The 25,331-nt window shown below is 32.7% G+C and carries 23 protein-coding genes; 1 reads left to right on the plus strand and 22 read right to left on the minus strand.

The window, feature by feature from the left end; translation table 11 throughout:
- The 10 genes from B2Y85_RS01335 to leuD form a co-directional block, all read right to left on the minus strand.
- Positions 1-466 (minus strand): prepilin-type N-terminal cleavage/methylation domain-containing protein (locus B2Y85_RS01335; RefSeq protein ID WP_372518674.1); only part of this gene is annotated, 466 nt, incomplete at its 3' end.
- Between the two features lie 97 nt (positions 467-563).
- Complete coding sequence (locus B2Y85_RS01340) at positions 564-1,064, minus strand: prepilin-type N-terminal cleavage/methylation domain-containing protein (protein WP_372518675.1); 501 nt, start codon at positions 1,062-1,064, stop codon at positions 564-566.
- A gap of 141 nt (positions 1,065-1,205) precedes the next feature.
- Positions 1,206-1,742, minus strand: coding sequence for a prepilin-type N-terminal cleavage/methylation domain-containing protein (locus B2Y85_RS01345; RefSeq protein ID WP_372518676.1), 537 nt, complete (start codon positions 1,740-1,742; stop codon positions 1,206-1,208).
- Between the two features lie 133 nt (positions 1,743-1,875).
- Positions 1,876-2,373: a prepilin-type N-terminal cleavage/methylation domain-containing protein gene (locus B2Y85_RS01350; protein ID WP_372518677.1), complete on the minus strand. Its 498-nt coding sequence runs from the start codon at positions 2,371-2,373 to the stop codon at positions 1,876-1,878.
- 171 nt (positions 2,374-2,544) lie between these two features.
- Entirely contained in the window at positions 2,545-3,054 is a 510-nt protein-coding gene (locus B2Y85_RS01355) for a prepilin-type N-terminal cleavage/methylation domain-containing protein (protein WP_372518678.1), read from the minus strand.
- Between the two features lie 42 nt (positions 3,055-3,096).
- Complete coding sequence (locus tag B2Y85_RS01360; RefSeq protein ID WP_372518679.1) at positions 3,097-3,624, minus strand: prepilin-type N-terminal cleavage/methylation domain-containing protein; 528 nt, start codon at positions 3,622-3,624, stop codon at positions 3,097-3,099.
- Positions 3,625-3,725: 101 nt separating this feature from the next.
- Positions 3,726-4,400, minus strand: coding sequence for a carbohydrate deacetylase (locus B2Y85_RS01365; protein ID WP_372518680.1), 675 nt, complete (start codon positions 4,398-4,400; stop codon positions 3,726-3,728).
- Positions 4,401-4,480: 80 nt separating this feature from the next.
- Positions 4,481-5,497: an aspartate-semialdehyde dehydrogenase gene (locus tag B2Y85_RS01370; protein WP_372518681.1), complete on the minus strand. Its 1,017-nt coding sequence runs from the start codon at positions 5,495-5,497 to the stop codon at positions 4,481-4,483.
- Positions 5,498-5,691: 194 nt separating this feature from the next.
- The gene (locus B2Y85_RS01375) at positions 5,692-6,756 is read right to left on the minus strand and encodes a 3-isopropylmalate dehydrogenase (RefSeq protein WP_372518682.1); all 1,065 of its coding nucleotides are present in this window, start codon (positions 6,754-6,756) and stop codon (positions 5,692-5,694) included.
- Positions 6,757-6,917: 161 nt separating this feature from the next.
- The gene (leuD, locus tag B2Y85_RS01380; RefSeq protein ID WP_372518781.1) at positions 6,918-7,415 is read right to left on the minus strand and encodes a 3-isopropylmalate dehydratase small subunit; all 498 of its coding nucleotides are present in this window, start codon (positions 7,413-7,415) and stop codon (positions 6,918-6,920) included.
- A 289-nt stretch (positions 7,416-7,704) separates the two neighbouring features.
- Here leuD and B2Y85_RS01385 point away from each other — a divergent pair, with 289 nt between their 5' ends.
- A complete protein-coding gene (locus B2Y85_RS01385) occupies positions 7,705-8,400 on the plus strand; it encodes an N-glycosylase/DNA lyase (RefSeq protein WP_372518683.1) in 696 nt (231 codons plus the stop codon).
- A gap of 96 nt (positions 8,401-8,496) precedes the next feature.
- Here B2Y85_RS01385 and B2Y85_RS01390 read toward each other — a convergent pair whose 3' ends face one another.
- The 12 genes from B2Y85_RS01390 to purM form a co-directional block, all read right to left on the minus strand.
- The gene (locus B2Y85_RS01390) at positions 8,497-9,003 is read right to left on the minus strand and encodes a flavin reductase family protein (protein WP_372518684.1); all 507 of its coding nucleotides are present in this window, start codon (positions 9,001-9,003) and stop codon (positions 8,497-8,499) included.
- Positions 9,004-9,076: 73 nt separating this feature from the next.
- Complete coding sequence (locus B2Y85_RS01395) at positions 9,077-12,571, minus strand: DNA polymerase III subunit alpha (RefSeq protein ID WP_372518685.1); 3,495 nt, start codon at positions 12,569-12,571, stop codon at positions 9,077-9,079.
- Between the two features lie 22 nt (positions 12,572-12,593).
- A complete protein-coding gene (rsfS, locus tag B2Y85_RS01400) occupies positions 12,594-13,022 on the minus strand; it encodes a ribosome silencing factor (protein ID WP_372518686.1) in 429 nt (142 codons plus the stop codon).
- Positions 13,023-13,254: 232 nt separating this feature from the next.
- Positions 13,255-14,316, minus strand: a complete 1,062-nt coding sequence (locus tag B2Y85_RS01405; RefSeq protein WP_372518687.1) for a LytR C-terminal domain-containing protein — start codon at positions 14,314-14,316, stop codon at positions 13,255-13,257.
- 1 nt (position 14,317) lies between these two features.
- Positions 14,318-14,893 (minus strand): bis(5'-nucleosyl)-tetraphosphatase (symmetrical) YqeK, encoded by a 576-nt coding sequence (yqeK, locus tag B2Y85_RS01410; protein WP_372518688.1) that lies wholly within the window; start codon positions 14,891-14,893, stop codon positions 14,318-14,320.
- Positions 14,886-15,461: a nicotinate (nicotinamide) nucleotide adenylyltransferase gene (gene nadD / locus B2Y85_RS01415; RefSeq protein WP_372518689.1), complete on the minus strand. Its 576-nt coding sequence runs from the start codon at positions 15,459-15,461 to the stop codon at positions 14,886-14,888. Before nadD ends, yqeK begins: the two co-directional genes overlap by 8 nt.
- A 31-nt stretch (positions 15,462-15,492) precedes the next feature.
- Positions 15,493-16,755 (minus strand): glutamate-5-semialdehyde dehydrogenase, encoded by a 1,263-nt coding sequence (locus B2Y85_RS01420; RefSeq protein ID WP_372518690.1) that lies wholly within the window; start codon positions 16,753-16,755, stop codon positions 15,493-15,495.
- A 1-nt stretch (position 16,756) separates the two neighbouring features.
- Positions 16,757-18,667 (minus strand): aconitate hydratase, encoded by a 1,911-nt coding sequence (locus B2Y85_RS01425; protein ID WP_372518691.1) that lies wholly within the window; start codon positions 18,665-18,667, stop codon positions 16,757-16,759.
- Between the two features lie 136 nt (positions 18,668-18,803).
- The gene (locus B2Y85_RS01430; RefSeq protein WP_372518692.1) at positions 18,804-22,013 is read right to left on the minus strand and encodes a cellobiose phosphorylase; all 3,210 of its coding nucleotides are present in this window, start codon (positions 22,011-22,013) and stop codon (positions 18,804-18,806) included.
- Between the two features lie 144 nt (positions 22,014-22,157).
- Positions 22,158-23,453, minus strand: coding sequence for an adenylosuccinate lyase (purB, locus tag B2Y85_RS01435; RefSeq protein WP_372518693.1), 1,296 nt, complete (start codon positions 23,451-23,453; stop codon positions 22,158-22,160).
- A 117-nt stretch (positions 23,454-23,570) separates the two neighbouring features.
- Positions 23,571-24,164, minus strand: coding sequence for a phosphoribosylglycinamide formyltransferase (gene purN / locus B2Y85_RS01440; RefSeq protein ID WP_372518694.1), 594 nt, complete (start codon positions 24,162-24,164; stop codon positions 23,571-23,573).
- Positions 24,164-25,123, minus strand: a complete 960-nt coding sequence (gene purM / locus B2Y85_RS01445) for a phosphoribosylformylglycinamidine cyclo-ligase (protein WP_372518782.1) — start codon at positions 25,121-25,123, stop codon at positions 24,164-24,166. Before purM ends, purN begins: the two co-directional genes overlap by 1 nt.
- Positions 25,124-25,331 lie beyond the last annotated feature (208 nt).

A 25,331-nucleotide genomic window follows, 5' to 3' on the forward strand; every position in this document is an offset into this window, starting at 1 on the left:
TACGAATTTCATCATTATATTCAACGATTTCACGATTAGGTCCATAACCTACCAAAGCACCGTTTGCTGTCTGTTCTGCTCTAAGAGTCCAATATTTGTTATTATTGTTCGTACCATAAACCTCTATATAAACACTATCATTATATTCGCCGGCATCATAATAAGATTTTTGTCCGGAACTCGCACTAAACCAGTTAAAATATTTATTAGCATACGAATCTATATCAAGTTCTCTTGAATAATCGGTCTCTCCATTTGTATCACAAAAATAACCATGTTCTACATGATATGCCAATTCCGCTTTCGCTATTGCACTTAACAACACTTTTCCTTCAGTCATCATTGCTTTTTCTACATATCCTCTGTATATCGGCACGGATATTACAGATAGAATGCCTACAATAACTATCACTATTACCAACTCTACAAGGGTAAATCCCTTTCTTGTTTTTATTATTTTGTCCATTTTTCCCATCCTTTGAAAAAAATTAAACATAAGCCTTATCACAAAAACTATAGTTTAAATTTCTCTCTATTGCAACAAATAAAAATTTTTAATTTTTTTATTCAACCCTAACAACTTCATGTTCAGAATCTACAATTTCCCTGTTATTGCCAAATCCATACAATGCACCATTTGCCTGTTGTACTGCCCTAAGTGTCCAACTTTTACCATTATTCCAGCCATAAACTCGAATTTCAACAACATCATTATATTCATCACTGCCAACTTTACTAACAGCACTTGCATTAATACTTGATCCATAATAATTTGAACCGGAACCTGATGTTGCATTAAATTCCTTGAAATATTTGTTTCCTCTCGCATCTATATCTAATACACTATCATTTTCAACCCTGCCGGTACTATAAAAACAATCGTTTTTTACATGATATGCAAGCTCCGCTTTTCCTATTGCGTTTATTAACACTTTACCTTCCGTCATTATTGCCTTTTCCACATATCCTCTGTATATCGGCACAGATATTATAGACAATATTCCTACTATCACTATTACTATTACCAACTCTACTAACGTAAAACCTTTTTTTGCTTTTATCATCATTTTTCTCCTATTTTTTTATTTATACAATAAAAAGTTTTTCCATCAAGATAATTATAGTGTATTTTTGTTTTATTTGCAACAAAAAAAGACCTGCTTTTAAACAGGCCTTTTTTATATTAGTTTTTTTGTTCCTTAAAATTACAGAAGCATTGGGAGTTCATCTCTTTCGTCAACGATGTCACCATTCGGTCCATACCCCCACAATCCGCCATCTGCATATTGCATTGCTCTAAGTCTCCAACTTTTTCCATTGTTCCAACCATAAACTTCAATATAAACACTGTCATTATCATAGTTATATGAATCTTTCTCAATTGATGCTACTGCCGATATATTAGAGGAAGTATAATAAGAACCTCCACCGGACTGGGCATAAAATTCTCTAAAATATTTATTTCCTCTGACATCTATATCAAGTTCTCGTGATGAATTTGTCCATCCGACATTTAAGAAATAACCATGTTCTACATGATAAGCTAACTCTGACTTAGCTATTGCCCCTATTAACACCTTTCCTTCAGTCATCATCGCTTTTTCTACATACCCTCTGTATATCGGAACAGATATTACAGATAAAATACCTACAATAACTATCACTATTACCAACTCTACCAAGGTAAAACCTTTTCTTTTTTTTATTATATTTTTCATAGTTTTTTCCTCCCTTACTACCACTATATATACAACTCATATATGCAATTTTTCTACTTTAAGTATAATATAAAATAATCATATCCGCAACAAAAAAAAGACCTGCTTTTAAACAGATCTTTTTTGTTACTTATATAAAAATTTTAACAAGAAAAAGCTACACTGGCTCATAATAATCTTCCATGTAACCATTATCAATATCAGAACAACCGCCATTAGAACTTACCGTCATATGAAGAACAACATTGCCTTGCGGAGATTCATACCCCACATAAATATCAACATAATCCTCATAATCATCATAACCAATCATACCTTTACTGACATAACTTTCAACTTTCATTTTCTTTCCGGAATAATTATGTGCATAGGTTAACCAATATTTAAAATATTTGTTCCCTTCTGCATTTATATCAAGTACCGTATCCCAAGAAACAATATCCCAGGTAGAATAAAATTCTCCGTATTGTACATGATAGGCCAATTCCGCTTTTGCTATTGCATTTAACAATACCTTTCCTTCAGTCATTTTTGCCTTTTCTACATACCCTCTGTATATCGGAACAGATATTACGGATAGAATACCTACAATAACTATCACTATTACCAACTCTACCAGGGTAAAACCTTTTCTTTTTTTTATTATATTATTCATAGTTTTTTCCTCCTTTACTACCGCTATATATACAATCTCATATATATATACCCTTCTACTTCAAGTATAATGCAATTTTTTTTATATTCAACAACAAAAAAGGCTTACATTTAAGTAAGCCTTTTTTGTTACAATCATATTATATATTTTTTCTATTAAATTTTATCTAACCTATGCAATTTCTTCATCGCCTCCGCCACCATATCCATATCTATAAGTTTCCATATCAGAAAAGCCACCATTAGAATATGCAATCATGGAAACAACTAACCACCCTTGCGGAGATTCATATCCTGCCTCTATTAAAACAGAATCTATAATTTCATTCGCTACAAGTGCACCTTTGCTAATAGAATTCAATGATTCTTGCTGACGAGTAGTTACAGTCATTGGCGTATTTGAACGGGCAAAAAACAATCTAAAATATTTATTTCCACTTGCATCTATATCAAGAACAGAGTCTCGGCTAATTGTTCCAGGAGTATTATAAAAGTATCCATGTTGTACATGGTATGCTAACTCAGACTTAGCTATTGCACTTACCAATACCTTTCCCTCCGTCATTTTTGCCTTTTCCACATATCCTCTGTATATCGGAACAGATATTACAGACAATATTCCCACTATTACTATTACTATTACCAATTCTACAAGGGTAAAACCTCTTTTTGTTTTCTTCATATAATTTCTCCTATACTAAAAACTACTTTTGTATACAAAATATCAACAACAGGCCGTAGGAGTATCATCGTAGCCACCTTCGTAATACCCCATGATATCGTTTCTGATATCGGAACATCCGCCATTGGAGCTTACCGTCATAAAAAGAGTCACTATACCTTTTGGTGACTCATAACCCACGGCTATTTCAACAAAATCCTCATAATCGCCATAATCGATACCTTCTTTTAACTTATTTACCGCACTTTTTGCTCTTTCGAGCCTTGAATTATTTTCTGCCATTGTCTCCCACATTGTAAAGTACTTATTTCCTTCTGAGTTTATATCGAGATACTGAGGTCTTATTCCATAATAACAACCGTCATTAACAAAATAGCCATATTGAACATGAAATGCAAGTTCCGCTTTTGCTATTGCATTTAACAATACCTTTCCTTCAGTCATTTTTGCCTTTTCTACATATCCTCTGTATATCGGCACGGATATTACGGATAAAATACCTACAATAACTATCACTATCACCAACTCTACCAAGGTAAAACCTTTTCTTTTTTTTATTATATTATTCATAGTTTTTTCCTCCTTTACTACACATAATCACAAGTATGTCCTACTATAAGTATAATATTAAACTTATACATTTTCAATAAAAACTTTGTTTCAAATTTTAATTACAAATCTGAAAACTTTATTAATTCTATATTGTTTCTTTGGCAATACTCTTTCAATAAAACATCACAACAAACTAAAAGTTCTTTTTCTCTCCAAATTTCACCATATCCCGGATGAGTCATAATTTCGGAAACATTATAATCTTCATCGACATTACCGTAATACCAACCTTCAATAAAATGTTCCGGAAATTTTATACCATTAGAAACCAACAATTCTTTTTGTTTATCGTAATCACCGAATTTGTTAAAAAATCTTATTTTATTAACATTGTATTCTTTACATAGTTCTACAACTATCGGTAATACACCCGGAAATAGATGCGTGTGGTGATGACTGTCAAAATGATCTATTTGTATACCTGCGGACAACAACTTTTCTATTTGTTTTTTTATTTCGTCTTTTATAATCTGTTGTGTAGGAATAGTATTATTAACCCATCCTTTTACTGTACCTACACCATGTTCAATATCAAAGTATTTGTCCAAATCTATATGAAGACCTATACCCAACCCCGGATTTTCTTTTGCCAATAAAACAGCTTCTTCAAAAGCATCTCTGTTTACAAGCATTGAAGTACTTCTTACAACACCATTTTTATAAGCATAAACAATGGCATTATTTATTTGTGTTCTGTATCCGAAATCATCGGCATTTACTATAATTTTTTTCATATCAGTGTTATTATACCATAAATAAAAAAGCTCACATCCTAAAAATCAAAGATGTGAGCTTTTATTTATAGAACTTTATATTACAAAATACCTTTAGATACTAACATTTCCGCAATTTCTACGGCATTAAGTGCAGCACCTTTTAACAAGTTATCCGATACTACCCAAAATGTTAAACCTTTGTCACAAGAAATATCTTTTCTTATTCTGCCGACAAATGTTTTTTGTTGGTTTTGTGCAAATAACGGCATTGGATATTTGTTTTCCGCGGGATTATCTATAACTTCCACACCTTTTGCAGCAGACAAAAGTTCTCTCGCTTTTTCAGGTGTTAATTCTTTTTCTGTTTCAATCCATACGGATTCACTGTGAGCTCTTAAAACAGGAACTCTTACACAAGTTGCACTTACTTTTATACTTTTATCACCCATAATTTTCATGGTTTCGTTTGTCATTTTCATTTCTTCTTTTGTATATCCGTTTTCTTCGAAAACATCTATATGAGGAAGCAAATTAAATGCTATTTGATAAGGGAATTTTTCCAACGGAGGTATAGGTTCGCCTTTACCCAAAGCTTTTGTTTGGTTTTCCAAATCATGAATACCTTTTGAACCTGCACCCGAAACCGCTTGATATGTAGAAACTATTACTCTTTTAATTTTTGCATAATCGTGTAACGGTTTTAACGCAACAACCATTTGAATTGTTGAACAGTTAGGGTTAGCAATGATTTTTTTATCTTTACTTAAATCGTTAGGATTAACTTCAGGAACTACTAACGGACAATTGTCATCCATTCTCCAAGCACTTGAATTATCTACAACAAAACAACCGTCTTTTGCAAACGAAGGTGCAAATTCTTTTGATGTTCCTCCGCCGGCGCTGAACAAAGCCAAATCCATACCTTTACCGCTGTCGTGTGTTAAAAGTTCTACAGGTATATCTTGTCCTTTAAATTTTAATTTTTTACCTACACTTCTTTGTGATGCTAAAAGTTTTATTGATTCTACCGGAAAATTTCTGTTTTCCAACATTTTTATCATTTCGTTACCTACTACTCCGGTAGCACCTACTACTGCAACTTTGTACTTCTTCATTTTCTTCTCCTATATTGACCTTAATATGTCATATTTTTGCTTTGCAAAATTATATTAACTTTTCTTAGTTCTTGCCGAAACACTTAATTAGGTTTTAAGATTTTAGACGAACCGAAGCATTTTTTTAATGAAGTTTACTCTTTGCGGTAAATGAATTAGAAAAATGCAAAGGTGCAGCCAAAATATTAAAATCGTTATAAATTGTTTGCAATCAAATCTCCGACTTGATTGGTTCCCATTCCCATCTTTCCTGCCGCCAACGATTTTATCTTACCGCTTGCCAAAGATTTTGCCATGGAATTTTCTACCATTTTAGCTTCTTTTTCAAGACCTAATGTTTCAAGCATCATAGCACCGGCACTAATTGCTGCCAACGGATTAATAACATTTTGTCCCGTATATTTAGGTGCGGATCCGCCCATAGGTTCAAACATTGACACCCCTTCAGGATTAATGTTTCCGCCTGCGGAAATACCGATACCGCCTTGAATCATTGCTGCTAAATCCGTAATTATATCGCCGAACAAATTGTCTGTAACTATAACATCAAACCATTCGGGATTTTTTATCATCCACATACATACTGCATCAACATTTACATAGTTTAATGCTATATCCGGATAACTTTTTGCACCCATTGCTCTGAATGCTCTTTCCCACAAGTTAGATGCAAATGTTAAAACATTTGTTTTACCGCACAATGTAAGTTTTTTATCTTTATTTCTTTTCTTTGTTAATTCAAAAGCATATTTTAAGCATCTGTCTACACCGAATCTTGTATTTATGGATTCTTGTGTTGCAACTTCGTAAGGAGTATCTTTTTTCAAAAATCCCCCCGCTCCCAAATAAAGACCTTCGGTATTTTCTCTGACCACTACAAAATCTATATCTTTCGGTTCTTTATTTTTTAAAGGACAATCTACACCTTCATAAAGTTTTACCGGTCTTAAATTTATGTATTGGTCAAGTTCAAATCTTAATCTTAACAAAATACCTTTTTCAAGTATTCCCGGTTTAACATCGGGATGACCAATTGCTCCGAGATACATTGCATCAAATTTCTTAAATTCTTCAACACAACTGTCAGGCAAAATTTCGCCTGTTCTTTTATATCTTTCTCCGCCTAAATCAAAATTTGTAAATTCAAATTTCGCACCTGTTTTAGCTGCAACGGCATTTATAACTTTTACACCTTCCGCTATTACTTCAGGACCTGTTCCGTCACCGGGAATAAGAGCAATTTTATAAGTTTTAGACATTTTTATTTTCCTCCTTTAAGGGAACTCTGATAAATTCTGAATGAGCAAAGATTGAGAACAGATTTTGTCTGTAAATAGGCGGAGTTTCGTAGGGATAGTTGGTAACTTATCTTGAGAAACTCCAACGAATTTAGAGGCAAAATATGCCTCAAGATTTCCGTTCAGGATTTATCAGCGTTTCCTTTTATGTAAGAAAGCAAACCGCCGGCTTTTATTAATTTCTGCATAAATTCCGGAAAAGGTTGAGCTTTATATGTTTGTTTTTTTGTCACATTTTTTATTTCGCCTTTTGCCAAATCTATTTCAAGTTTATCGCCTTTATCTATGTTATCAACAGCTTCATCGGATTCTATAATCGGAAGGCCTATATTTATACAATTTCTAAAAAATATTCTTGCAAAAGATTTTGCAATAACACAAGAAACTCCTGCGCCTTTGATTGATATAGGAGCATGTTCTCTGGAAGAACCGCAGCCGAAATTTTTATCTGCAACGATAATGTCACCCGGTTTTACTTGTGATGCAAAATTGTCGTCTATATCTTTCATACAAAATTTTGCAAGTTCTTTAGGATCTGAAGTTGTTAAATATCTTGCGGGAATAATTTCATCGGTATTAACATTTGCGCCATACTTAAAAACTTTACCTTTTAAGATTATATTAGCCATAAAAACCTCTTTGACTTTGGATTTAAATTCAATAGTAGATTTTATAACATTTATAACTAAAAATCAAAAGAACTGATGATTTGAGGATTGGAAGATTAGAAGATTGGAAGTTCAAATGTAAAATTTGCTTCGCAAATTTTATTATTATTTATTTTTTCTTCCTATCTAATCCTCTATTCTTCTACTCTTCAAATCTTCCAAAAATCACTCCGTGATTTTTTGTTGACAACAATAATTTTTTATGTTAGATTTTAAACATTAAATCAGTGAGAAAAAATTTATGATTATACCAATAAAGTTCGTAGAAATAGAAAACATAAAAGCAAAACCCGAAACTGTTAAAGAATTGGTACATTTGTGGAAAACAGTCGCAAAAGAACCGATATCAAAAAGAGTTCAACATTATAAAGATGTGTTCGTAAAAGGGAACGATGAAGCAATTTTTGCGGAACTCGCATTTTGTATTTTTACTCCGCAATCAAAAGCATTGTCTTGTTGGAACGCCGTAAATGTTTTAAACGATAAGAAACTTTTATTTACCGCTTCCGCTGAAGAAATATCAAAAAATATAAACAATGTAAGATTTCAAAACAACAAAGCAAACTTTTTGGTTCAAGCAAGAAAACAGTTTACTTCCAACGGGAAACTTGATATAAAAAATTTCTTAAAATCTTTTGATGATCCTGTAACTTTAAGAAAATGGATTATCGATAATATTAAAGGTATCGGTTATAAAGAAGCGGGACATTTTTTAAGGAATATCGGATTAGGTCTTGATTTGGCAATTTTAGACAGGCATATTTTAAGAAACTTGAAATTTTATAATGCAATAGACGAAATTCCTTCAACTTTAACGCCTAAAATTTATTTAGAGACAGAACAAAAAATGATAAAATTTTGTAATGATATAAAAATACCGATGTCACATATGGATTTACTTATGTGGGCCATGCAGACAGGCGGAATATTTAAATAATTAGTAATTAGAAATTAGCAATTAGTAATCAAAAAAGGAAGATATTTTTATCTTCCTTTTTTATTAAACTATAAATTTTTAGATCTAAGTTATTAATTATTTTTGTATAAATGTCGGAGCGTTTTTCGGAGTTAAACCTTTCTTTACTTTGTGATAATAATCATAAGTCATTGTAGGATTATCGTTTAATACTTCACAATTTATTACCTTACATAAAAACACTGTATGAGTTTCCGTTTCAAACTGTGAAATGATTTCTGTTTCAAAATATGAATTTACAAATTGAGTTACTATAGGTAGCCCGTTTTCATTTGTTTTATATTCCACGCCTTCAAATTTATTAAAATCTCTTGAACTTCTAAAACCGAATTTTCCTATAAATTCGAAACTTGCTTCTTCGGTTATTGTAGATATAACTGCTTTTTTGCTGTTGGATAATAAAGAGTGAGTATTATTTTGTTTTGAAATACTTATTGCTATAGTCGCGGGATTAGAGTTTATTTGGAAGACAGTATTTGCTATCTGCCCGCCGATTTTTCCGTCAAAAGCAGATGTAATAATAAACATTCCGTAAGGTATCTTTGTTAATGCCAAAGTATTCATTTTATTCCTCCATTCTCTTCTAATCTTCTAATCTTCTATTCTTCCAATCTTCCAAAATTGCCTTTGGCAATTTTTAAATATCTCTATACTGAAGTGTGACTGTTCCGGGTCCCAACAATGTTTCCAAATCTTTTATACATTCGTCACTGTATTTTACCGTATATTCGGTTTCTATGGTATAATCTTCCGTTTTATAATCTTTAATTTCCAAATATACTTTAGATTTCCCGGGATATTTTTCAATTGTTTTTAAAATTTTGTCGGACATTGCATCATCTAAAGCAACAGCCGAAACTTGTATTCTTAACGAGCCCAAAAACGGCGGAAATTTTTTCTTTGCTTCTTCCATGGAATAAAATTCTTCTATTGAAAGTTTAGGTTTACCTTTATCGTGCAACACTTTACCTTTAACAACAACTATCATCTTTTCCTGCAACTTATCACTTATCTTTTCGTACAATTTATGGAACACTATACAATCCAAATAACCGTACATATCTTCAACTCTGAACGTCGCATAAGTTTTTGTTTTATCGCTTTTTGCCGTTAAATGTTTTAAAGATGTTATCATTCCGGCAACTCTTATAATTTTTGCCGTTTCAAAAGTAGTGTTTTCTGGCGGAACAGGAACTGTATCAAGCCTGTACATTGAAAAAGCTATCATGTCTCTTTTATATTTTTCCAAAGGATGTCCCGAAAGATAGAAATCCAACACTTCTTTTTCATATTCCAATGCTACTGTTTCATCCAAAGGAGGAATTTTTTTGTCCATTACACTAACAGTGGCCGTAGATATTTCGTCACTGCCGAACAAAAAGCCCTGACTATCGTTTTGCTCTTTTTTTGTTTTTATTGCCTGTTGCAATGTCTCTTCTATATTATCAAGTATCTTTGCTCTTACTTCCAACTTATTTTTACCGAAACAATCAAAAACACCGGCTTTACACAAACACTCTATTGCTCTTTTGTTTACCGCTGATAAATCTATTTTCGATAAAAAGTCTTCAAAAGATTCAAACTTACCGAATTTTTCTCTTGCTTCAACTATATTTTGTGCCGCACCTTCACCGACATTTTTTATGGCAAGAAGGCCGAATCTTATATTTTTTCCTTCAACCGAAAATTCGCTTTGTGAATATCTTATATCAGGCGGTAAAGTTTTTATACCGAACTGTTTAACATCATCGATATATTCTATTATTTTACTGTCTGCAGATTTACCTATTTCGTTGTTCATACATGCCGTCATGTATTCAAGCGTATAATGAGCTTTCAAATATGCGGTTCTGTACGTAACATAAGCATATGCTGCGGAATGGGATTTATTAAAACCGTAGCCTGCAAAAGTTACCATATTATCGTAAATTTTATTTGTTATTGAAGGATCTATTCCTTTCGCTCTTCCTCCTTCAACAAACTTTTCTCTTGCGGCCTGCATTTTATCTATAAGTTTTTTACCCATAGCTTTTCTTAAACCATCAGCCTGACCTGCCGTGAAACCGCCTATAGCCATAGCCATTTGCATAACTTGTTCCTGATACAAAATAACACCGTAAGTGTTTCTAAGTATCGGTTCCTGCAAAGGATGATCGTAAGTAACTTTTCTTCTGCCATGTTTACAATCAACAAAAACATCAAGCATACCGGCACCGATAGGTCCCGGACGATAAAGAGCATTTAAAGCTGTTATATCTTCTATAGTTGTCGGTTTCATTCTTCTAACCAAATCTTTCATACCTTCCGATTCAAGCTGGAATATACCGAACGTTTTGGCTTCCTGTAAAAGTTTAAATGTTTTTTTATCTTCAAGAGAAATTTTTTCCAAATCGAAATCCGGTTCTTTTTTCTTTATAAGTTTTACAGCTTCATTTATAATTGTTAAGTTTTGAAGTCCCAAAAAGTCAACTTTTAAAAGTCCTAAATCCGGCAAAATTCTACCGTCGTACTGAGTAGTTACTACATTTTTTTTACCTATTGCAAGAGGTGAAAAATGCCTTACATCTTCAGGAGCGACTATCAAACCCGCGGCATGAACTCCGGTATGTCTTTTTGTTCCTTCGAGTTTTGATGATATTTTTATAAGTTCGGCAACTCTGGAATCTTTCTTTATAATTTCCTGTAATTCTTTGGAACCTACCATAGCATCAGGTATTGAAGAGCCCGCGGGAATTGCATTTGCTATTTTTTGTGTTTCGGCAGGTGTAAACCCTAAAACTCTGCCTACATCTTTTACTACCATTTTCGCTTCCATAGCTCCGAAAGTTATAATTTGAGCACAGTTGTTTTGACCGTATTTGTTTCTAACATAATCTATAACCTGTTCTCTGCCGAAATCCGCAAAATCGATATCAAGATCAGGCATGGAAACTCTTTCGGGGTTCAAAAATCTTTCAAAAAGCAAATCGTATTTTAACGGACAAATATCCGTAATTCCAAGTGTATAAGTTACAATCGAACCTGCTCCGGAACCTCTTCCGGGACCTACAGGAATTCCGTGATCTTTTGAATATTTTATGAAATCCCAAACAATTAAAAAGTATGAAGCAAATCCCATTTTTTTAATAACGGAAAGCTCATATTCCAACCTGTCGGTATGTTTTTTTTCTATAACAGGATATCTTTTTTTAAGACCTTCTCTGCAAAGATGTTCGAGATAAGTTTGAGATGTATATCCTTCGGGCACTTCAAAGTTAGGTAAAAGGTCTCCGTTACCTTTTCTTATTTTAACATCTACCATATCGGCAATAACAAGTGTATTTTTTATTGCTTCGGGAACATAAGAAAATGTTTTTATCATATCTTCCGGTGAACGATAATAAAACAAGTCAGAACCCATTCTCATTCTGTTAGGATCATTAACACTTTTTTGTGTGTTTATACACAACAAGATATCGTGATAATATGCATCTTCCTGTTTTAAATAGTGACAATCGTTTGTTGCTACAAGCGGTATTCCCGTTTCTTTTGAAAGTTCAAGTAAAGGCGCGATTATTGCTTTTTGTTGTTCAAGCCCGTTATCCATAATTTCAAGATAGTAGTTACCTTTACCGAACACATCCTGATACCAACCTGCAACTTCTTTTGCTTTTTCTTTATTGCCTGCGGAAAGAAGCGTCGCAATTTCTCCTGCCAAGCAGGCTGAAGAACAAATAAGTCCTTTAGAATATTTTTGTAATATTTCTTTATCTATTCTCGGTTTATAATAAAAACCTTCCGTAAAACCCGCACTTACAAGATAACATAAATTTCTGTAACCTTCGTTATCTTTAGCAAGAAGTATCAAATGGTGATACCCGCCGTTTTCTTTATCTTTATCGAATCTGCTTTTTTTAGCAATATAAACTTCGCACCCTATAATGGGTTTTATGCCGCTGTCCAAACATGCCCAATAAAATTCCATTGCACCATACATATTACCGTGATCGGTAATTGCAAGTGCCGGCATTTGATATTGTTTTCCTATAATATTAAAAAGTTCCAACGGTTTACCTTTTTTGGTTAATTTGGTTAAACCGTCCAACAATGAATATTCGGTATGATTATGTAAATGTACAAACTCCGCAGCCACTTTTTACCTCAAATTTCAGTTATTACTTCTTTGCTTTTTTACTTACCGTCTTTTTGGTTGCAGTCTTTTTGGCGGCAACTTTTTTAACGACTTTTCTTTTTTTCGGTTTAGGTTCATCACTTTCCCATATATGTTCAAGATTATATAACTGTCTTAAATCCTGGCTCATAACATGAATGATGATACCGCCGAAATCCAAGACTTTCCAATTAACCGCAGCATTTCCGCCATCTCTTCTTAATACTTCAACGGAATAATCATATTTAAAAGTTTTTTCTATTTCGTTTATAATTGCATTTATTTGGGGCATAGAATTTGCGGTTGCAATAACAAAATAATTTGTGATAGGAGTTTTTTCCTGCACATCCAACAAGACAACATTTTCAGCCTTTTTATCTTCGGCTATTTTTACTGCCTTTTTTGCAAGCTTTAAAAAATCTATTTTTTTCATTTGTCCCCCCCAAAAAATCCTACGGATTTTTGAAGTATAGATGTATGGAGATATGGATGCATGGAAACAATAACGACTAACGGCGAGATCCCGCATCAAGTGCGGGATGACAAAAAGCTTGTCTGTTTCTATACTTCTATTTCTCTATTCTTCCATACTTCAACAAAATGCTTTGCATTTTGTTTCTATACCTCTATACTTCTATGCATCAACTTTTTGCTTTGCAAAAAGTTTAATCTTCCGATTCTCTGTCCAATTTATCGTATATTGTACAATCTTGTCCCAAAAGTACAGATACATTCATTAATGAGTTTTCTTTCGGCCTGAAAATTATTTCACCGCAATCTAAAATATCTTTTATTTCTTTTATCTTTTCATAATCATTTACAAAGTCAAAAATCGTTGTAAATTCATATTTTTTTGAAGATGAACCCCAATCCATAACATCAAAATCATTGTCTCTTATTTTATCAACAGCTTTTATTGCAAGCCTTGATTTGTTTGTTGTGTTTAACACTTCAACTTTTAAATAATTTCCGCTGTTTGAATAATCATTATCAAAAAAGTCGACGATTTTTGTTCTGCTTTCTTCGTCTAATTCTATTCTTTTTCTTTTGTTCACAGTAGGTATATCGGCATATTTTATCGTTTTGTCTTCGTTTAAGAAATAGGAATACAATAAAAACAAATCTTTCGCTTCAAAGTTTGTATTTATAACAATATTTTTATTATACAAATCTTTTATTAACTTTATAAAAGAAAATCTGTTAAAGTTGTTGTATATATAATTGAAAATTTTTATCCAGGCAACCATTCTTGTATCTCTGTCAATTTCGGGTTGCAAGCACATATCAAATAATTTTAAATTATTTCCCAAATCCTGTTGTTTGGAAAAAACATTTATAATATTTTTAAAACTTTCGTTATTTAAGCATACATAATAATCTATACTTAGCTTATCATCTAAAAGTTTTTGTGTTTCGGATTTTATGAAATCTATTCTCTTTTCCGGAGAAGTTTCTAAAATCATATCTTTTAATACTCTTGCTTTTTTAGTTTTGTATAGTATTGTAATATTTTCATCCGTAAACAATACTTTTATATACTCACTTAAAGAATTGTATTTTACAACAAAAAACTTTATATTTTCATTATTATCAACATCATCTAAAACAAACAACACATTAATATTTTTCCCGTCTTTAAAATCTTTAACAATTTTAGAAGTTGCGGAAAAATAAATTAATACACCTAACACGGCAACTATTAAAAGCAACAAAATTTTTTTTATCATTTTACCTGTTATAATAATTCCATATCTTTATAATATCGGGATGCAAAACTTTAAATTTTGATATCACATATTTTATTTTGCTTTGTAACACCAACTTAAATGTTTCATCCAAATCGCTAAACATTATTTTTTTTGACACAAAAGCCTTTTTATATTTTCTGTCTAAAGATAACGCATCCGCTATAAAAATTACCTTTTCGTAATCACTCATACCTATTCTTCCGATGGTATGATTATATATCGAATTTATAATCTCTTTATCTTTTATATTAAATTCTTTCTTTGCAATATCGGCACCTATATAAGAATGCAAAACCTGCGGAAGATACTTTACAACAAAATCTATATTTTTTATTTTTAGTTTGTGTTTTTTTATATATTTTATATTTTCTTCCAAAGTCATGTTTTTTGCACAATCGTGAAGCAAAGCGGCAGTCGATATTTTCATAATATCAAGTTTATAAGTTTTTGCAAGTTTCACAGCTAAATCATTAACCGCCAACACATGATTGTATCTTTCCGGTTTTAAATGTGATGATAAATAGTTGTATATTTTTTGTTCTGTACTTTTATTCACTGTAAAGTCCGTTTCTTTTTATATAGTCAGCCGCTTGTTTAGGTACAAGTTCGGAAATATCTTTTTTATCGGTCAAATATTGTCTTATATCCGTTGATGATATGTTTTTCATAACATATTTTGAAAACTTGCAATATTTATAATACGGGCTTTCAATATCTATCGTTATGTTCGGCCTCGGAAAAACTATAAACCCGTATTTTTTTACTATATAGTCCGTGTTTTTCCACAAAGTTAAATTATTAAACGAATCCGCACCTATTATCATTTTTATATTATCTGAATTATGTTTACTTTTAATGTAATCTAACATCTCATAAGAATAAACGGATTTTTTTGAATCAAGTTCGTAAGTATCAATTTCGTATTGTTCTATATCTTTTGTCACATCAAAAAGCATGGCATATCTGTCTTTATCCGACGCAACAAGTTTCTTTTTGTGAGGAGGAACATATGCGGGAACGAAAATAATTTTGTCTAACTCAAACTCTTTTAAAGCAACTTCCGCCATTTGAAGGTGTGCATTATGAACAGGATCGAAAGAACCGCCCAAAACCCCGATATTCATAATTTACTTGCACCTCCAAACATATTAAAAATTATTTTCTTATAACTCCGTTACCTCTGACAACATATTTCGTTGTAGTTAACTCTCTTGCACCCATTGCACCTCTTGCATGCAATTTACCGGTAGATATTCCTATTTCCGCACCCAACCCGAAAACTCCGCCGTCATGAAGTCTTGTAGAAACATTATGGAATACCGCCGCGGAATCAACTTCTTTCAAAAACTTTTCCGCTCTTTGTTTATCTTCCGTAATTATTGAGTCGGAATGCTTTGAACCGTATCTGTTAATATGGTTTATTGCTTCTTCCAAAGAGTTAACAACTTTTATTGATACTATCTTATCCAAATATTCCGTTGCCCAATCTTGTTCGGTAGTATCTTTAACTTCCGGAACAATAGCTTTTGTTAACTTGCAACCTCTTACTTCGGTATCATTGGCAAAAAACTGTTTACATAATTTCGGTAAAACTTTGTTTGCTATATCTCTGTGAACAAGAACGGTTTCGGTAGCATTACATACTCCCGGCCTTTGACATTTGGCATTTATGGTAACTTTTATTGCCATATCGATATTGGCGGCTTTATCAATGTAAGTGTGACACAACCCGCTGCCATGAGAAAGTATAGGAATGGTGGAATGTTGTTTTATAAACTCTATCATTTTCCCGCTTCCTCTCGGTATCAACAAATCTATATAATTATCAAGTTTTATCATTTCGGAAACTGCAGCTCTGTCAACCACATCTATAAAAGTAATCGCACCTACCGGCATACCTGCGGATTCTCCTGCGGAAGAAATAATCTTCGCAAGTATTTTGTTTGAATTTATAGCTTCCGAACCGCCTCTTAAAATGATAGCATTACCGGACTTTATACATAATGCCGCAGCATCAACGGTAACATTAGGTCTTGATTCGTATATCATAGCTATAGTTCCTATAGGAACTCTTATTTTTTGAATATTTATACCGTCAACATCTCTTGTTTCCATAATTTCGCCGATCGGATCTTTTTGATTAACGATACTTCTTACACCGTGTATCATATCTTCAATTCTTTTATTCGTTAATGTAAGTCTTTCTATCAAAACTTTATCCATACCGGAATTTTTCGCGGTTTCAACATCTATATCGTTATGAAACTGTATTTCGCTGATATTTTTTTCCAAAGCATCGGCTATCGATAATAAAATTGCGTTTCTTTGTTTAAAATCCAAAAGTCCCAACTGCATGGAAGCAACTTTTGCCAAAGAAACTTTTTTATTAACTATTTGTTTTATTTCCTGTTCTTCCATATTATTTTATTCCCTCTTTAATCCAATTTAACAAACCGCCGGCAAACAATATTTCTTTTTGTCTTTCGGTAAAACTGTAATTTAATTTAATATTTTTACCGTTAACGGTTATAACCAAATCTTTATTTTCTTTTATAATATTTTTTATATCTTTAAACTCTATTTTATCTGCAAGTTTTATCAACTCGTAATCGTTAACATTATCGAACGTTAACGGAATAATTCCGAAATTTATTAAGTTTGCCAAATGTATTCTTGCAAATGTTTTTGTAATAACAACTTTTATTCCCAAATATCTCGGTGCAAGTGCCGCATGTTCTCTTGAAGAACCCTGTCCGTAATTTTCCGCACCTACTATAACTCCGTTTTTAACGGATTTTGCTCTTGCAACAAAATCTTTATCTACGGCACCGAAAGTATATTCCGATATTGCCGGTAAATTAGATCTTAAAGGCAAAATCTTTGCACCTGCAGGCAATATATGGTCGGTAGAAATATTGTCACCGACTTTCAAAACTACATCTGCCGAAATCGAATCGGGCATCGGTTCGAATTTCGGTAACGGTTTTATATTCGGACCTCTTACAATTTCTCCTTCATTGGAAGGTTTTTGGAAATGGTCATCGTTAATATAAAAACTGTCCGGCAAACTTATTTTAGGTTTTGCACCGAACAAAGTTGTAGGATCTGTTATTTCTCCCGTTAAAGCTGCAGCCAAAGCAACTTCAGGTGAACACAAATAGACTTGAGCATCTTTTGTTCCGCTTCTGCCTTCAAAGTTTCTGTTAAATGTTCTAAGTGACACCGCTTTAGTCTTTGGAGCTTGTCCCATACCGATACACGGTCCGCAAGCACATTCCAATATTCTTGCACCGGCATTTATTATGTTAAACAATTTACCGGAACTTGCAAGCATTGAAAACACTTGTCTTGATCCCGGAGAAATAGTTAAACTTGTATTTTTGTTTATCTTTTTATCTTTTAATGTTTCGGCACATAACATCATATCCGCATAAGATGAATTTGTGCAGGAACCGATACAAACCTGATCAACTTTTGTTCCTTTCAAATCTTTAACTTTTTTTACATTATCGGGACTGTGCGGCATAGCAATCAACGGTTCAAGTTCGGACAAATTTATTGTCAATTCATCGTCGTATGTTGCATCGGAATCTGCAACCATTTCAACCCAATCTTTTTCTCTGTTTTGTCTTTTTAAGAAATCTTTCGTTATTTCGTCCGAAGGAAATATTGTAGTTGTTGCACCGAGTTCCGTTCCCATGTTCGTAATTGTCGCTCTTTCCGGAACAGACAACGTTTTAACACCTTCACCCGCGAACTCAAATATTTTTCCTCTCCCGCCCTTAACGGACAATATTCTTAAAAGTTCAAGAATTATATCTTTAGCACTTACCCAATCTCTTAATTTTCCCGTTAAATTAACTTTAACTATTTTAGGCATTGTTATATAAAAAGGCTGCCCTGCCATGGCACATGCAACATCAAGTCCTCCCGCTCCGAAAGCAAGCATACCGATTCCGCCGCCCGTAGGTGTGTGTGAATCGGAACCTATCAATGTTTTACCCGGAACACCGAATCTTTCCAAATGTACCTGATGACAAATTCCGTTACCTGCAGGTGAAAAAACTATTCCATGCTTATTTGCTATAGTTTGTAAAAACTTATGATCATCGGCATTTTCAAAACCGGACTGCAATGTGTTATGATCAACGTAACTTACGGAAAGTTCCGTTTTTACTTTAGGAACGTTCATTGCTTCAAACTGTAAATATGCCATAGTTCCCGTTGCATCTTGAGTTAATGTCTGATCTATCTTTAATGCAACTTCACTGCCTACTTCCATTGATCCCGAAACCAAATGCTTTTTAATAATTTTTCTTGCTAAATTCATAACAAACTCCGTATATATAAAGTATTATTTTATTATCTTTAATATTTTACAAAATTATAAGAAATTTTTACATAAAAAAAGAGCAAAATTTTATAAATTAAAATCCTGCTCTTTTATATTTAAAACAAATACTAAATTAGAATGTAACGGTTATTTGTTTTGCTTGTCTGTTTCTTATTTTTTCGGCGCTTTTTCCCGCAACAACGTCACCGTCTACAACATCTTTTGAATTATCGTTCCATAAAATTTCGATTTTTTTGATATTCATATTCGGTAAATATGTGCTCTTTTTAGATTTGTTTACATAAACCAAATCGGTTGTTGAAAACAATTTTGCCTTAAATTCGCCTTTCTTATCAAAGAATTCTCCGCTGATTATAGGTTTTAAACTGAACACCAACTCATTTTTATCGTTTACGGAAAAAGGTTTATACCCTAAACTCATTGTAAGCCACATATCTATAAACTCGGCTGTTGAACCGCTGAGTCTTGCAACAAAGCCTCTGCCCCAATTTCTTTTATCAGGGAATGCACTTGAAGAAATAAATGAAGAATTTTCAAGTATACTTCTTCCGTAGACTTCAGGTTTTAAAAAGCACGGAAAACATGTTTTTATGGATGAGAAAAATTCTTCATACAAACCAGCTCTTAAAAGGCCCAACAAATATTTGAATTCCATATGCATAAATACTGATTCATTTTCAAGCCAACCCGGTAAAAATACTCTCGATCTTCCTATTTCGTTGGACTCGCTGAGCAATGAAGAACAAACTTTAAACATCTTTAACTCTTTATCGTAAAGTCCGCTCTTTTTAATAGATGCAAAATGTTGTTTTGCTTCCTTTTTATCTTCAGACATTCTCATATAATGTGTTTCGGATTCCAAAAATAACGGTAACGGATATCTTTGGAATTTGAAAACTTTAACACAAGGTAATCCTTTACAATTCTTTTCGTTATTCTTCTGATATTTTGTTGCTTCATATCTGAAATAAGTAACATATAATCCTGTTTTCGGATCTATAGCTTTTTTAAGACCTGCATTTATTTTTGCTACAGCTTTATCTATAAATTCTATTACCGAATTTATATTTATTTGTTCTTCTTTACCGTTTATACCGAATATAACGGATTTTCTGTACTCTTCTTTTAATGTTGTTGCTTTATCCCAGAAATCGAAAGAAGAAAGTTTTTGTTTTAATAAGGACAAAAGTCCTTTAAACAATTTTGCAACTTCTACAGGTACAAATATTTTTTCATCTTTATTTTCTTTCAAAAGATTTGAAAAGAAAACCATCATCTTTCTCAACTCAAAAACTTCAGGAGTCGACGAACCGAAAAGACCCGGCAAACCGTTTAATGCATCGTACCAACCCGGTTTATCCGATTCCATTTCTATACCGATACCTTCACTGTCCAAAGTTGCAAACTTTACAGACATTATTGTTATAAACTTTGAAGCAAGCGTCGTATAATAAATATCACCTTTACCGTTATTTGTTCTTAACGCATTGGGGTTAACTTTTCTTGATGCTATAAGTTCCGCTTTTTCATCGGATTTTGCTACGGAATTATATTGTCTTACAGTTCCTTTCGGAGTTAAAACATACTTTTGGTTTCTCGGTAAAACATAATGATCGTTATCATAATAAATAAAAGATTTATCGTTAAAGAAAATATCTTTTTTCTTATCGGGATATATTGTTAAAAAGCTTTCCAATATATCGAAATTGTATTTCCAATGGTCTACCCAATATCCTTCACCGTGATTTGCATCGTTTTGAGCTTTTGCCGTTGTTACAACTTTTGAAATAAAATCTTCAAACTTTATTTTTGTTTTTATGTTTGAAAATTCCATAAATGTTGCAAGTGAACCCGGCTCAAACGGTTTTTGGAAAAATTTGTTCAATTTTTCTTCATCTTTTTTGTTACTTAAATCACTTATTATATTTTTATATTCTTTACTTTTTGTATCAAGAACAAAAAGTGTTCCTTTAACCACCAACGGGTTACAGGCATCTATTTGTAGCAGGTTATAAAATATTTTTACCGCACTGTCTTTTACATTGGGGTTAAAGAAAATATCTTTTCTTCTGTTTTGGTTTACATCTCTGTAATTTCCGTTACCCTGCGAATAATAGTTGGGTGATACTTGGAACTCGTTATAATCTCTTTCCAAATCTCCGTGCTTTCTTGAAAACACATAATACATTGCGGATTTATCGTTATATTTAAACTCTATCGGAAGACCGCCTCTCATAACATTATCAAGATAATTTTGTCTGCAATACATATCAAATTCAGGTATTGAAGAATGTGTTTCCATATTGGAAGTAATGGAATTTATTAAATTTTTGTTCTCTTCCTGTTTTGCTTCAAAATATTTTATGTCGAACTTTTTAACAAAACTGTTTAAAGATTTTGCACTTTCAATGTGACCGACAATAGAATATATTTTAAAGCTGTCTTTTGATTTCAAATTTTGTTTTGCATAACTGAAAGCCGTAGGATACTTGTTATCCGCAAACTGTTTTTTAGGGTACACAAAATTTTCATTAAACAATTTTTCCGGACAAGCAAAACTTGTATCGGAACCGAACAAAATGTCCGGATCAATTATGATATCTGCTTTCTTTACTTTTTTGTCTTGTAATAAAGAATAATAAAAGTTACCTTCGGTAATTTCCACAACTTCGGAACTGTCTGCCGTTTCAACTTTCAATTTATAAAAAGGAACTCCGGTTTTATCGAAATTATCAACTTTCGTCCAGGCTTGAATTGTTGTAGACATATATTTTTGCGACCAGGAATTAATATAATAAGGAAGAATTTTCGGCATACCGTCAACAATTTCTACCTGAATATTTTGTTTGGATATATTTTCAACCGTAACTTTTCTTAAAAGACCGGCTAACGGTTGGTTAGGCAACGTAAAATATGTAGCCGTTGTTTTGATACCGATTTTTGTATTTGTTTCTTCTATCGTTAAATCGTAAGCGGAAACATACATATTTTGTTTTACATCTTTTATATCGGCACTATTATTTTTGAACGGTTCATAACAAATTGTTTCTTTACCTTTTTTTATTTTTAAAAATGTTCTGAATCCGAAAGTATTAACTAAATTATAACTTACATTTGCGGGATAAAATTCCATTATTGCATAATTTTTATTCTTTATACCGAATGTACAAATTCCCTGCCCTCTGTTAACATAATATGCCCACATCGGAATACCTTTTACTCCGGAAATCCCCGGGAAAAAGCTTGAAAAAGTCGGTGCCAAATTATAATTTTCAATTGTAAACTTTCCTTCATTGTTTAGATAGTACTTGAATTTGTTCATATTACCTCTTTTATTTAGTTGAATGGTTGAATAGTTGAATGGTTGAATAGTTTAATGTATTTTTTACTACAGCAAAAAATCTAATTATCAGATTTTCCAAAAACTTTTCACCCTTTCACCCATTCACCTTTTCACCTGTCGTATTTACTTTCCAAAAACTCTCTTAAATATAAAATCTACATTTTTAAAGTGCGGTGACAAATCGCAATCTCTTCTTATTTCTTTTTCGTTCATATATTTTCTTATTTCTTCATCTTTCAATGCCACTTCTTCAAGACTGACATTTTTTTCTCTTGCCGAAAATGCAAGTCTTTGCATAATTGCATATCCTTGTTCTCTTGTTAACCCTTTATCTACCAATGTTAACAAAAGTGTTCCGGAACAAATAACATCTTGTGTTTTATTAAGATTTTTTTTCATGTTTTCAGGATAAACATTTAATCCCGAAAGTAATCCCTGCATTCTTTTTAAAATATAGAAAAGTCCCATTGTTGCATCCGGCAACATTATTCTTTCCGTCGAAGAATGACTTATATCTCTTTCATGCCATAAAGCAATGTTTTCCATAGCGGTTACTGCATAACCTCTCAAAAGTCTTGCGAAACCGCAAACATTTTCCGATATTATCGGATTTCTCTTATGCGGCATTGCGGATGATCCCTTTTGACCTTTTGTAAAAGGTTCTTCGGCTTCTGCTACTTCTGTTCTTTGTAAATGTCTTATTTCAAGAGCTATTCTTTCAAGGTTAGCACCAACATGTGCAATTGTTGATAAAAATATTGAATGTCTGTCTCTGGGAACTATTTGTGTTGAAACAGGTTCCGGTTTCAAGTTTAATTTTTTGCAAACATACTCTTCAACTTTCGGGCTTAAATGTGCAAATGTTCCTACAGCGCCGGAAATTGCTCCGTAACTTACGGTTTCCAATGCATAGTTTAATCTGTCGAGAGAACGACTAAGTTCGCTGTACCAGTTTGCAACTTTCAAACCGAATGTTGTCGGTTCTGCATGAACACCATGACTTCTTCCCATTGTAGGAGTATATTTATATTTGAAAGCCAACTTTTTTGTTATTTCCATTAACTCTTTAGTTTCTTTTATAAGAAGCAAACATGCCTGTCTCATTTGAACGGCAAGTGAAGTATCCAAAACATCGGAAGATGTCATACCCATATGCAAAAATCTTGCTTCGGGACCTACCGTCTCAACGACACTTGTTAAAAATGCAATTACGTCGTGCTTAACCGTTTTTTCTATTTCGTTTATTCTGTCTTTGTTTATCTTAGCTTTTTTTCTTACCTTTGCAATTGCCGATTTCGGAACTACTCCCAACTTGCTCATAGCTTCGGATGCTAAAATCTCAACTTCCAACATTATTTTGAACTTGTTATCATCGGTCCAAATTGATTCCATTTCAGGTTTTGCATATCTTGGTATCATACTTTTAATCCGTCCTTTTTTTAAATTAGTACTTTCGGTATTTTATTATTAAAAAATCTGCTCTGCAAATTTTACATTAAGCCATAACAACTACCAACCTTTCGACTTTTCACCCTTTCACCCATTCAACTTCTCAATAACTTTTTTTATTGCTTGAGGAAATATTATATGTTCTTGAACCAATACCCTTGCAGCCACATCTTCCGGACTATCCGTTTCATAAACTGGCACTTCTTTTTGAAGTATTATAGAACCGGTATCATAATTTTCATCCACATAATGAACCGTAGGACCTGACTTTTTTTCCTTAGCTTTTACTACAGCTTCGTGAACAAAATGTCCGTACATTCCTTTACCGCCGAATTTCGGAAGTAAAGCCGGATGAATATTTAATATTCTTGATTTATATTCTTTAACAATTTTGTCGGAAACTTTTTTAAGATACCCCGCCAAACAAATTATGTCCGCACCGGATTCTTTTATAAGTTTATACATTTTATCGTCATAATCCTGTTTATCCATATTCTTATAATCAAGAGCGACTGCTTTTATATTTTCTTTTTTTGCTCTTTCAAGTCCGTAAGCGGAAGGATTGTTTGATATAACGATAACAACTTCGGCAATATTTTTTAATATTCCGCTTTTTGTTGAATCTATTATAGATTGTAAATTTGAACCGCCGCCGGAAACTAATACCGCTAACTTTTTCATTATATTATTTCCACACCTTTTTTCCCTTTTTGAACAAATCCTATAACTTTAGAACCTTTCAAAAATTTGTGAACGGCTTGTGCATGTTCCGGTCTGACAAATATTGCCATACCGATACCCATATTCAATGTTCTGTAAATATCTTTTTCCGGAACATTACCTTTCTTTTGAATTATGTTAAATATTTCAGGAACTTTCCAAGAACCTTTGTTTATTATTACATGTGCATCCTGCGGTAAAATCCTTCCGATTTTATCGTAAAAACTTCCGCCCGTAATATGTGCAATACCGACTATTTTATTCTTTTTACCGTTATTAAATTTTTTAAGTGCCGCCAAAACTTCTTTAACATAAATTTTTGTAGGTGCCAACAATTCTTTGGAATATTTTTTCAATTCTTTTTCACTAAAAACTTTTCTTATCAAAGAGTATCCGTTGGAGTGAGGACCGCTTGAAGGAAGACCGATTACAACATCCCCTTCTTTAATATCTTTACCTGTAATTTCTTTACCTTTTTCGATTATACCTACGGCAAAACCCGCCAAATCGTATTCTTCACCTTTATAAAAGCTCGGCATTTCCGCTGTTTCACCACCGATAAGTTGAGCATTGGATTGTTTGCAACCGTTAATAATGCCGCCTACAACTTTTTCCGTAAGAGAAACATTTAATTTTCCGCAAGCAAAATAATCCAAAAAGAAAAGAGGTTTTGCTCCAACACAAATTATATCGTTAACATTCATTGCAACCAAATCTATACCTACGGTATCGTGTTTATTTACCAAAAACGCAATTTTCAATTTTGTTCCTACTCCGTCGGTGGAACTAACCAAATTATATTTCGTGTTTTCTACGGGAAATGCTCCTCCGAATCCGCCGACTTTAGGAAGTTTTTTCTTAAGTCTTTTAACCAACTCGTTTCCAGCATCAATATTTACGCCTGCTTTTTGATAAGTAATAGCCATTTTTCCCCCACTATAAGGCATTTTATAATTTATATTTTATAATTTATAATTAAAGACAAAATATATTTTATAATTATAGAATATTTATTGATAAAAGACAAAAGAAAAATCAATATATTTTTTTGTTTGACAAAAGGTGAATTTTTATAGTATCATAAATTATCATTTTAAATAGAATATGTTATGGGGGTCACCACCTCGG

Origin of the sequence: Candidatus Ruminimicrobiellum ovillum (assembly GCF_002392975.1) — a bacterium.
GTDB classification, from domain to species: domain Bacteria; phylum Elusimicrobiota; class Endomicrobiia; order Endomicrobiales; family Endomicrobiaceae; genus Ruminimicrobiellum; species Ruminimicrobiellum ovillum.